Genomic DNA, 14,595 nt, shown 5'->3' with positions numbered 1-14,595 from the left:
GGATCATGGTCATCATCCCCTACCTGATGGTGTGCCAGCCATACCGTTTTAGCAGGTATTCATGATTAAACCGATATAAATGAGGCCATCCCCAATGATCGCCCAATTGACTGGTGTCACGCCGGCCACTCTGTATACCGATTTCCTTGATGCGTTGCGCGCTGCCGGCTTCCGTGGCCAGATCAGTGCGGACTACGCCACCCGTACGGTACTGGCAACCGACAACTCGATCTATCAGCGTCTGCCCCAGGCGGCGGTGTTCCCGCAGGATGCCGAGGACGTGACGCGCATCGCTGCGTTGATGGCCGAGTCGCGCTTTCGGCAGGTCAAGCTGACGCCACGCGGTGGTGGCACCGGCACCAACGGCCAGTCGCTGACCGACGGCATCGTTGTCGACGTATCGCGGCATATGAACAACATTCTCGAAATCAATGTCGAGGAGCGTTGGGTGCGGGTTCAGGCCGGTGTGGTCAAGGACCAGCTCAATGCCGCCCTGAAGCCACACGGGCTGTTTTTCGCGCCAGAGCTGTCCACCTCCAACCGCGCCACCGTTGGCGGCATGATCAACACGGATGCCAGCGGGCAGGGCAGTTGTACCTATGGCAAGACCCGCGATCACGTGCTTGAGCTGCACAGCGTGCTATTGGGCGGCGAGCCCTTGCACACCAGGCCCATTGATGATGAGGCGTTGGATCAGGCCTGTGCGCAGGCCGGGCGCAGCGGTGAGGTTTACCGTATGGCCCGACAGATCCAAGAAACCCAGGCTGAACTGATCGAGTCGATCTTCCCCAAGCTCAATCGTTGCCTGACGGGCTACGACCTGGCGCACCTGCGCGACGAGCAGGGACGTTTCAACCTCAACAGCGTGCTCTGCGGCGCCGAAGGCTCCTTGGGCTACGTGGTCGAGGCCAAGCTGAACGTGTTGCCGATTCCCAAGTATTCGGTGTTGGTCAACGTGCGTTACAGCAGCTTCATGGACGCCTTGCGCGACGCTAATGCGTTGCTGAGCCACAAACCGTTGTCCATCGAGACGGTTGACTCGAAGGTGTTGCTGTTGGCGATGAAAGATATCGTCTGGCACAGCGTTGCCGAGTACTTTCCTGCTGACCCTGAGCGCCCGACGCTGGGGATCAACCTGGTGGAGTTCAGTGGCGATGAACCGGCCGAAGTGAACGCCAGGGTGCAGGCATTCGTCAAACATCTGCAGGCTGACACCGGTATCGAGCGTTTGGGTCATACCCTGGCTGAAGGTGCCGAAGCGGTGACCCGTGTCTACACCATGCGCAAGCGCTCAGTGGGCTTGCTGGGCAACGTTGAAGGCGAAGTCCGCCCGCAGCCGTTTGTCGAAGACACCGCAGTGCCGCCAGAGCAATTGGCCGATTACATCGCCGAGTTCCGTGCCTTGCTGGACAGCTACGGTCTGGCCTATGGCATGTTCGGGCATGTCGATGCTGGCGTGCTGCACGTTCGACCGGCGCTGGACATGAAAGACCCCGCTCAGGCAGCGTTGGTCAAGCCGATTTCCGATGCCGTGGCGGCGCTGACCCAGCGTTATGGCGGCTTGCTTTGGGGAGAGCACGGCAAGGGCTTGCGCTCGGAGTACGTGCCGAGCTTCTTTGGCGAGTTGTACCCGGCGCTTCAGGCGCTCAAAGGCGCATTTGACCCTTACAACCAACTCAACCCCGGCAAGATCTGCACGCCGCCTGACAGCGATGAGGGCTTGCTCAAGGTCAACGAGGTGACGCTGCGCGGTGACCTGGATCGACAGATTGACGAACGGGTCTGGCAGAGCTTCGACAGCGCCATGCACTGCAACGGCAATGGCGCCTGCTACAACTTTGACCCCAACGACGCCATGTGCCCGTCCTGGAAGGCCACTCGCGAGCGTCAGCACTCGCCCAAGGGCCGTGCTTCGCTGATCCGTGAGTGGTTGCGCCTGCAGGGCGCGGCCAACATCGATGTGTTGGCGGCGGCGAAAGAAAAAACCTCCTGGCTCAAGGCGCTGCCCGCACGGCTGCGCAACAACCGGGCGCGCCAGCGAGGCGAGGCGGACTTCTCTCATGAGGTCTACGACGCCATGGCCGGTTGCCTGGCGTGCAAATCCTGCGCGGGGCAGTGCCCGGTCAAGGTCAACGTGCCAGAGTTTCGCTCGCGTTTCCTTGAGCTTTACCATGGTCGCTACCAGCGGCCACTGCGTGATTATCTGATTGGCTCATTGGAGTTCACGATTCCGTACATGGCCTATGCGCCGGGGCTGTACAACCGGGTGATGGGTTCGCAGTGGGTCAGCCGCCTGTTGGAACGTCATGTCGGCATGCTCGACAGCCCGCTGATCAGCCGCTACAACCTGCAGTCGACATTGACCCGCTGCAATGTCCAGTCGGCCAGCGTTCCGGCGCTGCGCGAGCTGACGCCGGCACAACGTGAGCGCAGCATCGTCCTGGTGCAGGATGCCTTCACCCGTTACTTTGAAACGCCGTTGCTGGCGTCGTTCATCGAGCTGGCTCATCGGCTGGGTTACCGGGTATTCCTGGCTCCTTACAGTGCCAATGGCAAGCCATTGCACGTCCAGGGCTTTCTCGGCGCGTTCGCCAAGGCGGCGATTCGCAATGCCAGCCAACTCAAGGTTCTGGCCGACTGCGGCGTGCCTTTGATCGGTCTGGACCCGGCCATGACGCTGGTTTATCGGCAGGAATATCAGAAAGTACCGGGCTTGAGTGAATGCCCGAAAGTTGCGCTGCCACAGGAATGGTTGATTGACGTGCTGCCCGAACGTGCCGTTTCCAACCCAGAGACTTTCCGCTTGATGGCTCACTGCACTGAAAAGACCAACGTTCCGGCCAGTACCCGGCAGTGGGAGCAGGTGTTTGCTCGTCTGGGGCTGAAGCTGGTTACCGAGGCGACGGGTTGCTGCGGCATGTCGGGTACTTACGGACACGAAGCACGTAACCAGGAAACGTCACGAACCATCTTTGAGCAGTCCTGGGCCGGTAAGCTGGACAAGCAGGGTGAGGCGTTGGCGACGGGCTATTCCTGCCGGAGCCAGGTCAAACGCATGGCCGATCGTACCCTGCGACATCCTTTGGAGGTGGTGCTGCAGCACCTCTGTAGTTAAGAGGGTTCAGGGTGCCTGTTCATTGTCAGTAGTGTCCACCATGCGCTCGCAAGATGTCCCCGTCAGGGGACATCGCTGACCGCGCATGGCCTTAGAGTGGTTCAACCCGATAACAATAAACCGGGAGCCACCGGACCATGCATCAAGCCCTCGCTGTTCCTCATCGATCGTTGTACTTCCCTTATCAGGTTTATCCGGCGTACCTGCCTTCTTCGGCGGCGCTCACGCGTTCGCCTGTCGTTATCGTTGGCGCCGGCCCGATTGGCCTGACGCTGGCCCTTGAGTTGGCGCGTTACGGCGTCAGAAGTACTGTTCTGGCGTCGCAGCAACAGGTGTGTGAAGGCAGTCGTGCGATTGTGTTCACGCGCCGCTCCATGGAGATACTCCAGCAGGTCGGGGTGTCCGATGCGGTGACCGAGCGGGGCTTGCCGTGGCGTTTCGGCAATTCGTATTACCGCGGTCAGCGCGTTTTTCGCATGGAGGCACCGGTCGATGAGCACGACCGTTTTGCGCCGATGACCAACCTGCAGCAACAGTTTCTCGAGCAGTATCTGGTTGAGGCCGCACAGGCGCAGCCATTGATCGAGCTGCGTTGGGGGAACAAGGTCATCGACATTGAGCAGGGCGTCGAGGGTGCCTGTTTGCAGGTCGATACCCCGGTCGGGCCCTATGCCCTTGAGGCTGATTGGGTGGTCGCTGCCGATGGCGCCCGTTCGGGGCTGCGCTCAATGCTTGGGCTAAAGCTGGATGGGGCCTCCTATGAGGGGAAGTTTGTCATTGCCGACATCCGTATCACGCTCGACTTGCCAACAGAGCGCCTGGCATTTTTCGATCCACCGTGGAATCCGGGGAACACCGTGTTGATGCACCGCGAACCCGGTGATATCTGGCGTATCGACTATCAGTTGCCTGCCCATGAGACACCTGAACAGGCGTTGCACCCGGATTCACTGTACCCGCGTATCGATGCGCAACTGGCGATGCTGGGGCTCGAACACCTGACCTGGGAGCTGGATTGGAGTTCGGTGTACTCGGCGCGGGCACTGACCTTGGCGGAGTATGTTCACGGTCGGGTGATCTTTGCCGGTGATGCCGCACATCTACTGCCAATTTTCGGTGTGCGTGGTGCTAATACGGGCTTTCAGGACTGTCATGATTTGGGCTGGAAGCTGGCACTGCACCTCAAGGGCGTTGTGGGTGAGAAGGTGTTGGCCAGTTACAGTGAAGAACGGGTCAAGGCAGCCTGGGAAATCATCGAGGAGGCGGGCAAGAGTACCCGCTTCATGGCGCCACCCAGTCGTGGCTATCGCCTGCTGCGCGATGCCGTACTGTCATTGTCATTGAGCCAGGCGTTCGTGCGCCCGTTGTATCACTGGCGAACCTCAAGGCCTCACAACTACGCCGACTCGTGCCTTAACGCAGAGGATGACGACAACATGCTGTTCCACACGGGGCCGAGTAACGGTGCGCCTCTGCTCAATGTTCGCCTGGCGGCACAGCATTACCTGTTCGACGATCTTGAGGCGGCCTATCACTTGATCTGCTTTACCGGTGTCGGTGGGCTGGATGCCGCTCTTCTTGACGAGGTTCAGGCCGTGCGTAGCCAAGGACTGCCGGTCCAGGTGATTGCGGTTGCCCTGCCGGGCGCCGATCAAGTGGTCGGGGCAGACCTGACCTTGACCGATGTCGATGGCCTGTTCAGTGCGCGTTATGGCGTACCGCAGGCAGGCGCGGCCTATCTGGCGCGCCCGGATCAACACGTCTGCGCTCGCTGGCTGCACCTGAGTGCCTTGCGCCTGCGCGCAGGGTTGAATCGAGCCTGTGGGTATAACGGGAGTCATGACGCATGAATCAGACGATAAACGTGGCCGATCTGGAACAGGCCTATGATCGACTTGCTGAGGCAATAGACGCCTGCGGTCCTGAGCGAAGTCAGTTGTTCCTGGTCAAGCTGGCGCTGTTGGCAGCTGACGCACTGAATGATAGCGGGCGCTTCGATGAACTGATCGAGTGTGCCTTGCAGGATCTGTAAAACCTTGCGCCAGCCCGTTACTCTCAGGTCTTCTTCGTGCGAGCTGATTCCGTTATGAACTATTGGCCGCTGAACACCCCGCATGGACAGCCACCCGTGACAACCGGGCAGATTGCCCATCTGTTGGCACGGGTTGGCGAGGATTGCCGTACCTGGCTGGCCACCGAGTTACTGACGCTGGTACGGGGTGCCATGCCATTGGCCCAGTGCACCATTTTTGCTTACCCCGACGATCAGGGGCCGCACGTGCTGTCGTGCTCCGATCAGTCTCGGCTGGTGCAGATATCGCGTATCTCCCGGGATTACATCGAGCGTTTTTACAGTCTGGATGGCAACCGCCAGGTGATGCTTGGTCATAAGCCAAAACAGGGCGGCGCGCGAACCCTGGCGCAACTGCAGTCGGCTGGAGACATCACTCACCGCGATTACCGGCGAATCTGCTATGAACAGCCACAGATTTCGCAGCGCATGGCGTTACTCAACCATCAGCACGAAGGGGGTGGCTGGCTGTCGATCAATTTCTATCGAGGTCGTGAACATGGCGATTTCAATCGAGAGGAGATCGCATTCATTGAGTCAATTGCCCCCTTGCTGATCCAAGTGACGCGATTGCATTACCGTGCTTTCATCGAAGCCAACCAGATGGCGGTCTTGTTGAGCCAGCGCGTTGAGCAACTCTACCCGGAGCTGACGCGCCGCGACCGTGAATTGCTCCGGCATGTATTGAGTGGCTTGCGCGCTGAAGACATCGCGCCGCTGATGGGGATTCAGGTTTCAAGCGCAGCGACCTACCTCAAGCGGCTCTATCGGAAAGTGGGTGTCAGTGGGCATCGGGAGTTGTTGGGCCTGGTGGTCCGGGGGCGTTGGACCTGATCCAATAGAAAGCCCCACCGTTCGGCAGTGGGGCTTTCTGTTGTTCTGGCGTGCAGTCAGCCGTGTTTGTGCGCTCAGCTGGATTTGCCTCTGTGCACGTGGGCGACAATGTCGTCCTTGAGTTTCAGGCGCTCCTTGCGAAGCTTGGTAACCTGGTCATCCGAGGCGCCATTGCCCTCCGCCACGACGACTTCGGCGTCCTTGGCATTGTACCTTTCATGCAGCAGGCCGAGCTGTGAGTCGGTTTTCTTGAGGGCTTCGAACGCTTCCTTGGTCAGATTAAGGTCTGCGAGCAAATCGTGCTTAACCGGCATGTCTCCACCTCTGCGGGCTACTGAGTAAGGGCTTGAGCTATGAGGATAGTCGTCTTTGCCAGGTTCTGTGGCTGGGGTGGTCTGTCGCTACCGTTCGCAATGCTGGAGCCCCGTAATGTGCTGTCTTGGCAGGGGGGCAGCGCACCGCATGCAGGGTGGCAAAGCGGCATCAAGACCATTGTTACCATCGTTTTCACAAAAGTTTTATGTGGCGACGCCTAAAGTTCCGGCAATTTTCATGCTGTGCCAAATCTCCCTCCGAATTATTTTTCAAGCGAAGTCTAATGTTTAAGGTAAAGCCGCTGCGTCCAGAATGGGTCACACTGATCGCTAGTTTGTATCTGCTGTGTGGATTCAACTTTACCCTCTGGCAGCATTTGTTCACGATCATTCAGGGCGGCGGACAAGGCATGCTGTTGCGCATGGCCTTCGCATTGATGCTGCTGTGTGCGTTCAACCTGATCCTGACGTTTCTGGCCTTCAAGGCCGTGTTGAAGCCTGTGCTGATCACCTTGTTCATGATCAGCGCCAGCGTTGCTTACTTCATGAATCAGTACGGCGTGCTGATCGACGTGGGCATGCTGCGCAATGCCGTTGAGACCAATGCAACAGAGGTGCGCGATCTGCTGTCGCTGAAGTGGCTTGCGTATGTCCTGCTGTTGGGTGGAGTACCGTCCTTCCTGCTGCTCAAGACGCCGATTCAGTACCGTGCCTGGCACCGTGAGCTACTCAGCAAGCTGGTCGTCAGTGTGGGCTGTGTTGCCGCGCTGGGTGGTGTTGCGTTGCTCAATTATCAGGGCCTTGCCTCGCTGTTCCGAAATCACCATGAGCTGCGCCTGATGATTGTGCCCAGCAATTACGTGGGGGCGTCGGTCGGTTTGCTGAGTGAGCGCGCCGGTTCTGCGGTCAAGCCATTCCAGAAGTATGGTGAAGATGCGCATCTGGCATCGTCCTGGCAGCAGCATCCACGCAAGTCGTTGACCGTACTGGTGGTGGGGGAGAGTGCGCGAGCAGAAGACTTCGGTCTTTTGGGCTATGGGCGCGACACTACCCCGCAGTTGAGCCGTGAGGCCGGCCTGATTGCATTCAACAATGTAACCTCTTGTGGTACCGAGACCGCGGTGTCGGTGCCCTGCATGTTCTCGGGAATGACCCGCAAGGATTACTCGGCCAGTGAGGCCAAGAGCCGTGAAGGGCTGCTGGATGTGCTTCAGCGTGCCGGGCTTGCCGTGCACTGGCGTGACAACCAGTCAGGGTGTAAAGGCACCTGTGATCGGGTGGTGTTCGAGGATGTCAGCAACTTCCAGGACCCGGCGTTGTGTGCCGACAGCGAATGCCATGACGAGATCCTGCTCAAGGGGCTGGAAGCTTCCCTCGACAACCTGCAGCAGGACACCGTACTGGTGCTGCACCAGATGGGCAGCCACGGTCCTGAGTACTACAAGCGTTATCCAAAGGCCTATGAGCGCTTTACGCCTGTGTGCCAGAGCAATGCCCTGAACACCTGCAGCCGTGAAAGCATCACCAATGCCTATGACAACACGTTGGTCTACACCGACCATGTCCTGGCGTCGCTGATCGATATCCTGCGCAGCAAGTCAGACAAAGTGGATACCGCCATGATTTATCTGTCCGATCATGGTGAATCGCTGGGTGAGTACAACCTGTTCCTGCATGGCACCCCTTACATGCTGGCGCCGGAGCAACAGAAACATGTGCCGATGCTGGCGTGGTTCTCCGAGGGTTATCAACAGAGTTTTGCCGTCGATAGCGCATGCCTGGCCAAGAACAGCAGCCAGCCGCTGAGCCAGGACAACCTGTTCCATTCGATGCTTGGTTTGCTGCAGGTTCAAAGTGGCGTGTACAAGCCTGATCTTGATCTGTTTGCCGGTTGCCGTCAGGTGACGAGCCGCTGACGGTCGTACCGTTTCCCGACGGTGGCCCGCGTTGTATATACTGCGGGCCATTGTTTGTGGGAGAGCCTTGTGGCCATCGATATTCACTGGATTTGCGACGACCGCAGCCTGGCCGAGCACTGCCTGCAGTGGCAGCAACTGCCCTTTGTGGCACTCGATACCGAGTTCATGCGGGTTGATACCTTTTATCCCAAAGCCGGTTTGATCCAGGTTGGTGATGGGGCGCGGGCTTTCTTGATCGACCCCCTGCATATTGGTGACTGGCAACCACTGGCTCGCCTGCTTGAGAACCCGCAGGTGACCAAGGTGCTGCACGCCTGCAGCGAAGACCTTGAAGTGTTGCTGCGCCTGACGGGCAGCCTGCCCGCCCCCTTGTTCGACACCCAGTTGGCTGCAGGTTATCTGAACCTGGGGTTCTCCATGGGCTATTCGCGGTTGGTTCAGGAGGTGCTGGGCATTGACCTGCCCAAGGGTGAAACCCGCTCCGACTGGCTGCAGCGCCCATTGTCGGAAACCCAGGTCAGCTATGCCGCTGAAGATGCCGTGCACCTCGCCGAACTTTACGAGCGCCTGCGTCCGCGGCTATCGGATGACAAATACGCCTGGGTCCTGGACGATGGTGCGGAGCTGGTTGCGCAGATGCGTCGCGAAACCGACCCGTACGAGTTGTACCGCGAAGCCAAGCTGGCCTGGAAGCTGTCCCGCCAGCAACTGGCGGTTATGCGTGAGCTGTGTGCCTGGCGAGAACGTGAGGCGCGAGCGCGTGATTTGCCGCGCAACCGCATTCTGCGCGAGGCCTCTCTGTGGCCGCTTGCCCGGACCCAGCCTGATAACCTTTCGGCGTTGGCGAAAATCGAGGATATGCACCCCCGGACCATTCGTCAGGATGGTGAGTTCCTGCTCGGCCTGATCAAGCAGGCTGCGAGCACTGCGCCCGCCGATTGGCCACCGGTCTTGCCTGAGCCGTTGCCGATCGAAGCCTCGGGAGTGCTTAAGCAACTGCGTGCCATCGGCCAAGCCGAGGCTGAGCGCTTGGGCATTGCCCCTGAGCTGATGTTGCGCAAGAAAACCCTGGAAGCGCTGCTCAAGAGTGGCTTCCCCAATGGTCCTTATCAACTGCCTGACTCCCTGCGCGGCTGGCGCCGCGAGCGGATGGGCCAGGCGCTGCTTGACTGCCTTGCTGGCGCCGGAGAACAACGATGAAACGAATCTGTTCGATCTACAAAAGCCCACGCAAGAACGAAATGTATCTCTACGTACTCAAGGCTGATGGCCTTGAGCGTGTGCCTGAAGGCTTGTTGCCGTTTTTTGGAACACCCTTGCATGCCTTCGATCTGGTGCTGACACCTGAGCGCAAGTTGGCCCGTGAGGACATCACCAAGGTGCTGGAGAACCTCGATCAACAGGGTTATCACCTGCAAATGCCGCCCGCAGAGGATGAGTACATCGAGCACCTGCCTGAAGAGTTGTTGCGTCGCAACGACCCTGTCTGATTACGCCCCTGAATATCCCCTGAATGCGGCCTGCGCTATCGTGCGAGGCCGCATTCACCGCTTCTGCAAGGTTGTATAAAACATGCGCGTTCTGATCGCCGAACAGGATCATGCCCTTTACGCTCGTCTGTTGCGCGAGAGGGCCCCGGACCTGGAGGTTCTGACCAGTGGTGATTCCGCCGAGCTGGCCTGTCAGGCTGCAGATTGCCCCGTGTGGCTGGGGCAACCTGACTTGCTCGCGAGCCTGCTACGCCAAGGGCACCGGCCTCAATGGCTGCAGTCGACCTGGGCGGGTATCACGCCGCTGTTGGCCAAGGAGCTTCCTCGCCATTACCGCCTGACGCGGGCGGTCGGGATTTTCGGTCAGGTCATGGCGGAGTATGTGCTGACTTACATGCTCGTCCATGAACGTGAGGTGTTGGCTCGGCTGGTCAGCCAGGTAGAGCGTAAATGGGATGGTCGCCCGGGGCGTACGCTGGAAGGTCGGCGGGTATTGATCGTCGGTACTGGCGATATCGGTCAACAGGTTGCGGCGTTTCTGTCGCCCTTTGGCGTCAAGCTGTATGGCATCGCCAGCCAGGCACGTGAACAGGCGCCGTTTATCGAGGTGGCGGGGTTGGCTGATCTTGGTCGCCTGGTCGGTGAGGCTGACTATGTGATCAACCTGTTGCCAGATACGCCGGCTACCCATGACGTGTACGATGCCGCGTTGTTTGCCCGGTTCAATCCGGACGCATTGTTCATCAATGCCGGGCGTGGTGTGGCAGTGGTGGATGCCGATCTGGTCAAGGCGTTGGAGAATGGGCATCTGGCGGGGGCGGTCATTGATGTCTGTCGCCAGGAGCCACTGCCGCAACGTCATCCCTTCTGGACCGCGCTGGGTTTGCTGCTGACAGGGCACAGCTCGGCGCCTACTTCACCTGAAGCAATGGTGCGGTTGTTCGTCGAGAACCTGATGGCTTATCGAGCCGGTGATGCGTTGCGCGGTGAGGTGGATTTCAACCGCGGCTACTGACGGATCGTCCCGCAGGTGCTGGGCCGAAGGCTCACCCAGCACCCTGCAAGAGCGGTGTTTACAGGTTGAAGTCGCCTTCGGCAGCCAGCTCGCTCAATGGGCGGCGCGGGCTGGGTACTTCACGGGCTTGCAGGCCCTCGGCCAGGCTGGCCTTGTCGCCCAGCTTGCCGATCGCCACGGCGGCATGCAGGTCATAGCCTTCAGGGATTTTAAGCTCTTTGCGGGTCAGGGCCTGGTCAAAACCGGCCATGCCATGGGTGTACCAGCCGCTCAAGCTGGCTTGCAGTGCCAGGTGGCCCCAGGCCGAGCCTGTGTCGAAGGTATGCCACAGCGCCGGGGTTTCTTCGCTGGCGCCAGGGGCGGTGAAGGTGGTCTTGGAGGCAATGATTACCAAGGCCGACGCGTGTTGCGCCCAGCTGCGGTTGAATTCGTTGAGCAGGCCCAGGTAGCGCTCCCAGTTTGGCGTATCACGACGCGCGTAAAGGAACCGCCAGGGTTGTGAGTTGTAGGCCGACGGCGCCCAGCGAGCCGCTTCAAGGAAGCTCAGCAGGGTTTCTTCGCTGATTGGCTCGGCGGTGAAGGCGCGTGGCGACCAGCGCTGGATGAACTGATCGTTGATGGCGTAGTCGGCAACACGGGGATTGGCGCTCATGGTGGAGTTCCTGACGGGATTGAGAAACGACAAGTTGGCTCAAACTACTGTGCCGAGTCAGCGCTGACAAGCGGTCTGGCAATGAACGATGACACGACCTAGACTGGCGCCGCCGCGCCGCTGCACATGAATTGAAACAGGAACCTGACACGATGGCTGTTAACGCCGACCCCTTCTGGATGCGCAAAACTCTCGAGCAACTTGATCAGCAGGAGTGGGAATCGCTGTGTGACGGGTGTGGCCTGTGTTGCCTGCAAAAGCTCGAGGATGAAGACGACAATAGCGTCTACTACACGCGCATTGCCTGCAAACTGCTGGACCTGAAGAGCTGCCAGTGCCGCGACTATCCGAATCGCTTTGAGCACGTGCCGGATTGCATTCAACTCACACCGGGCAAGGCTGATCAGTTCAGATGGTTACCGCCCACCTGTGCGTATCGCTTGGTCAGTGAGGGCCAGGACTTGCCGTCGTGGCACTACCTGGTGTGTGGTGATCGTGAACAGGTGCACACGCAGCGCATTTCCCAATCCGGCCGGATGCTCAGCGAAACGACGGTGGCTGAGGATGATTGGGAAGACTATCTGATCTTTCGCGCCAGTTAAGGCGCACAAACGCTGGGGCGTGGCATGGTGTCGTTGCAAGGAGTCGTTATGCGTGTGCGTTACCTGTGGGTCGTGGTTCTGTTGCTGTCGAGTGCGCCCGTCTGGGCCAAGAAAGTCGATCTGGATTATCACGTGCAGTTGTTGCCGCAGAGTGGTCTGGCGCTGGTCAGCTTGAGCTTGGCCGATGGTGCTGCAGTGCGTAGCCTGGATTTTGACCTGGGCACGCAGGGTAACTACAGCGAGTTCAAGGGCGACGGTCAGTGGCAGCTCAAGGATAACGGCCGGCGCGGCCTGTGGCAGCCTGCTGCGGGCAAATCCAGCCTGACCTACAAGGTGCAGTTGGATCACCGGCTCAAGGGCGGCATGTATGACAGTCGAATTACCCCGAACTGGGCGCTGTTTCGTGGCGATGATCTGGTGCCTTCCGCGCGTCTGGATCAACAGGACGGTACCGAATTGGTGGCGCGCCTGACCTTCGAGCTGCCCGCTGGCTGGAAGAGTGTCGAAACCGCCTGGCCGCGGATTGGCAAGAATCGCTTCCGCATCGACAACGTGTCCCGGTTGTTCGACCGCCCTACGGGTTGGATGCTGGCGGGCAACATCGGTAGTCGTCGCAGCCGTCTTGGAGACACTGAGATCACAGTAGCAGCGCCGAAGGGGCAGGGTATGCGTCGCCTTGATACCCTGACGTTGCTGACGTTCGTGTGGCCGCAGTTGCAGGCGGTGTTTCCGCGTAATCCGCCAAAACTGCTGATCGTCGGTGGTCATGACCAGCTCTGGCGAGGTACGCGAGCGGCAAATGATTCGATCTATACACACAGCAGTCGGCCATTGGTGGGCGAGAACGGCAGCAGCCCCTTGTTGCGCGAGCTGGTGCGAGCCTTTGCGCAGATCAACGATACCCAGAACAGTGACTGGATAGGCGAGGGGCTGGCCGAGTACTACAGCATTGAATTGCTGCGCCGCTCCGGCGGGGTGGCCGATGACCGTTATCAAGTGCTGCAGGACAGCTTGACCAAGGCCTCAGCCAAGGTCACCAGCCTGCGCGGTACCCAGGTCGATGGGCCGACCATTGCGCGCGCGGTGCTGCTGTTGCAGGCACTGGACCGGGAAATTCGTTTGCAAACCCACAACCAGCGTTCGCTGGATGACGTGACCCGAGCCATGATGCGCTTGAACAGCGTCAGCACCCAGGAGTTCGTTCAGCTCAGCGAAAGCGTACTGGGCGGCTCGTCGAAGGTGCTGCAAACCAAATTGCTGGAATAGTGGCTATTTGAATTTCGGCCCGGAACGGGTGTTGTTGCCTTTGGCCATGCGGTCGTAAAGCACCACGTTCACGGTGGCTGCCAGGTTCATGCAGCCCTCGGTCGGTATGTAGATGGTTTCTTCGCACCAGTCGCGCACGCTTTGGTCGAGCGAGCCGTCTTCAGGGCCGAAAATGTAGATTGCCCGGTCCGGGTGGGTGTAGGTCGGCAGCGGGCGCGCACCTTCGACCAGTTCCACCGCAACGGGGGTGCAGCCCAGGGGAATGATTTTCTGCAGATCGTCGATACCGATCAGTGGAATGTCGTAATGCACGCGCTTGGTGTCAGTGACAAAGTCGCGCGCACGCTCATAGCGCTTGCCGGTGTAAAACACCGAATTGACGCCATAGCAGCCCGCCGCACGCATGACCGAGCCGACGTTCTCTGCGGATTTGGGGTTGAACAGTCCTATGCAGCTGTACCGTTTGTTCGCCACGTGCCGGGGCCCTTGAGAAAAAACACGATTATACGGGCTTGCCGGCACAGGCGGGGACGATCAGTCTTTTTTCAGCAAGCTCGCAAGCCCGGCGAACGGGTTGTGGGTCGCCTTGGCGATTGTCGGGCTGCTGGTCGAGCCCTCGCTGAAGTATTGCTGGTCGGTATAGCGTGCGTGTTCGTTGTCGTGGCAGAACAGGCACAGCAGCTCCCAGTTCGAGCCGTCCTGGGGGTTGTTGTCATGGTTATGGTCGCGGTGATGCACGGTTAGCTCGCTCAAGCGCTTGCCGGAGAACTCACGGGCACAGCGCCCGCAGACGTGCGGGTACATCTTCAGGGCCTTGTCGCGATAGCCCATTTCACGGTCGCGTTTGGCATCGGCGAGGATGCGGTCCAGGCGTGCGGTGGCGGAGGAGGGTGTTGCCGAGCTCATGGAGGTACCTTTTTATCGGGCTTGTTACGGTTATGCCCTGAGTTTAGCTGTTTGCCAAGGGAATCGGGCAGGCGCATTTGCTGTCTTAGGCGTAGCCTTTAGACAAACGGCCCGAAGGAGCACTGAGATGCGCTATCTGATTGCAGCAGTAATGGTCCTGGCTTCCCTGGGATCAGTTTCGGCCCAGGACCTGCAACCACGGCCCATTGCACCCGTTCCGGGGGCGCCGGGAACGCCCACGCCGACCCCGTACCCGCAGGTGGCGCCACCGAGTATTCCCAAGGCTGGCGATAGCCGTAGCGGTTCGCCCTTGTTGCCACCGATGCCATTGCCGAACCCGCCGAAAGATCAACCGTTACCGGGGCTGACCCCAGCGCCGGATGCCGACAAGCCGCCTCAGGATTAGGTCCT

15 protein-coding genes are annotated in these 14,595 nt (G+C 59.5%); 11 read left to right on the top strand and 4 right to left on the bottom strand.

The genetic code is table 11. From position 1 onward, the window contains the following. The first annotated feature begins 94 nt into the window (after positions 1–94). The 4 genes from ydiJ (at position 95) to IE038_RS20555 (ending at position 6,020) form a co-directional block, all read left to right on the top strand. Positions 95–3,115, top strand: a complete 3,021-nt coding sequence (gene ydiJ / locus IE038_RS20570) for a D-2-hydroxyglutarate dehydrogenase YdiJ (RefSeq protein WP_163936885.1) — start codon at positions 95–97, stop codon at positions 3,113–3,115. A 137-nt stretch (positions 3,116–3,252) separates the two neighbouring features. Then, positions 3,253–4,965 carry an FAD-dependent monooxygenase gene (locus IE038_RS20565; RefSeq protein ID WP_163936882.1) on the top strand — a complete coding sequence of 571 codons (1,713 nt, stop codon included), beginning with the start codon at positions 3,253–3,255 and terminating at the stop codon, positions 4,963–4,965. Continuing rightward, positions 4,962–5,147, top strand: a complete 186-nt coding sequence (locus IE038_RS20560; RefSeq protein WP_163936880.1) for a DUF2783 domain-containing protein — start codon at positions 4,962–4,964, stop codon at positions 5,145–5,147. Before IE038_RS20565 ends, IE038_RS20560 begins: the two co-directional genes overlap by 4 nt. A gap of 54 nt (positions 5,148–5,201) precedes the next feature. Continuing rightward, positions 5,202–6,020, top strand: a complete 819-nt coding sequence (locus IE038_RS20555; protein WP_163936875.1) for a helix-turn-helix transcriptional regulator — start codon at positions 5,202–5,204, stop codon at positions 6,018–6,020. Between the two features lie 74 nt (positions 6,021–6,094). On the opposite strand, the gene IE038_RS20550 is transcribed toward IE038_RS20555, so the two are convergent. Further along, complete coding sequence (locus tag IE038_RS20550) at positions 6,095–6,334, bottom strand: HP1242/YdcH family protein (RefSeq protein WP_163936872.1); 240 nt, start codon at positions 6,332–6,334, stop codon at positions 6,095–6,097. A 284-nt stretch (positions 6,335–6,618) separates the two neighbouring features. Here IE038_RS20550 and IE038_RS20545 point away from each other — a divergent pair, with 284 nt between their 5' ends. The 4 genes from IE038_RS20545 (at position 6,619) to IE038_RS20530 (ending at position 10,758) form a co-directional block, all read left to right on the top strand. Next, positions 6,619–8,250 carry a phosphoethanolamine transferase gene (locus IE038_RS20545; RefSeq protein ID WP_163936865.1) on the top strand — a complete coding sequence of 544 codons (1,632 nt, stop codon included), beginning with the start codon at positions 6,619–6,621 and terminating at the stop codon, positions 8,248–8,250. Positions 8,251–8,319: 69 nt separating this feature from the next. Continuing rightward, a complete protein-coding gene (gene rnd / locus IE038_RS20540; protein ID WP_189396201.1) occupies positions 8,320–9,453 on the top strand; it encodes a ribonuclease D in 1,134 nt (377 codons plus the stop codon). Then, positions 9,450–9,743: a YcgL domain-containing protein gene (locus IE038_RS20535; protein WP_163936861.1), complete on the top strand. Its 294-nt coding sequence runs from the start codon at positions 9,450–9,452 to the stop codon at positions 9,741–9,743. Before rnd ends, IE038_RS20535 begins: the two co-directional genes overlap by 4 nt. Positions 9,744–9,825: 82 nt before the next feature. Further along, positions 9,826–10,758 (top strand): D-2-hydroxyacid dehydrogenase, encoded by a 933-nt coding sequence (locus tag IE038_RS20530; protein WP_163936858.1) that lies wholly within the window; start codon positions 9,826–9,828, stop codon positions 10,756–10,758. 58 nt (positions 10,759–10,816) lie between these two features. Here the strand turns inward: IE038_RS20530 and IE038_RS20525 are convergent, their stop codons facing one another. After that, positions 10,817–11,410 carry a nitroreductase family protein gene (locus IE038_RS20525; RefSeq protein ID WP_163936855.1) on the bottom strand — a complete coding sequence of 198 codons (594 nt, stop codon included), beginning with the start codon at positions 11,408–11,410 and terminating at the stop codon, positions 10,817–10,819. A gap of 152 nt (positions 11,411–11,562) precedes the next feature. Between IE038_RS20525 and IE038_RS20520 the strand changes: the two genes are divergently transcribed. Beyond that, on the top strand, positions 11,563–12,012 hold the full coding sequence (locus IE038_RS20520; RefSeq protein ID WP_163936851.1) for a YcgN family cysteine cluster protein: 450 nt from the start codon (positions 11,563–11,565) through the stop codon (positions 12,010–12,012). A gap of 48 nt (positions 12,013–12,060) precedes the next feature. After that, positions 12,061–13,278, top strand: coding sequence for a hypothetical protein (locus IE038_RS20515; RefSeq protein WP_163936849.1), 1,218 nt, complete (start codon positions 12,061–12,063; stop codon positions 13,276–13,278). Positions 13,279–13,281: 3 nt separating this feature from the next. Here IE038_RS20515 and IE038_RS20510 read toward each other — a convergent pair whose 3' ends face one another. After that, positions 13,282–13,752, bottom strand: coding sequence for an RNA methyltransferase (locus IE038_RS20510; protein WP_065759258.1), 471 nt, complete (start codon positions 13,750–13,752; stop codon positions 13,282–13,284). Positions 13,753–13,812: 60 nt separating this feature from the next. Further along, the gene (locus IE038_RS20505) at positions 13,813–14,184 is read right to left on the bottom strand and encodes a YajD family HNH nuclease (RefSeq protein WP_065759259.1); all 372 of its coding nucleotides are present in this window, start codon (positions 14,182–14,184) and stop codon (positions 13,813–13,815) included. A 127-nt stretch (positions 14,185–14,311) separates the two neighbouring features. On the opposite strand from IE038_RS20505, the gene IE038_RS20500 reads away from it, so the two are divergent. After that, a complete protein-coding gene (locus IE038_RS20500) occupies positions 14,312–14,590 on the top strand; it encodes a hypothetical protein (protein ID WP_189396200.1) in 279 nt (92 codons plus the stop codon). Positions 14,591–14,595 lie beyond the last annotated feature (5 nt).

Source organism: Pseudomonas laurentiana (genome assembly GCF_014648275.1).
Taxonomy (GTDB): domain Bacteria; phylum Pseudomonadota; class Gammaproteobacteria; order Pseudomonadales; family Pseudomonadaceae; genus Aquipseudomonas; species Aquipseudomonas laurentiana.
This window is presented reverse-complemented; position numbering and strand designations above follow the sequence as displayed.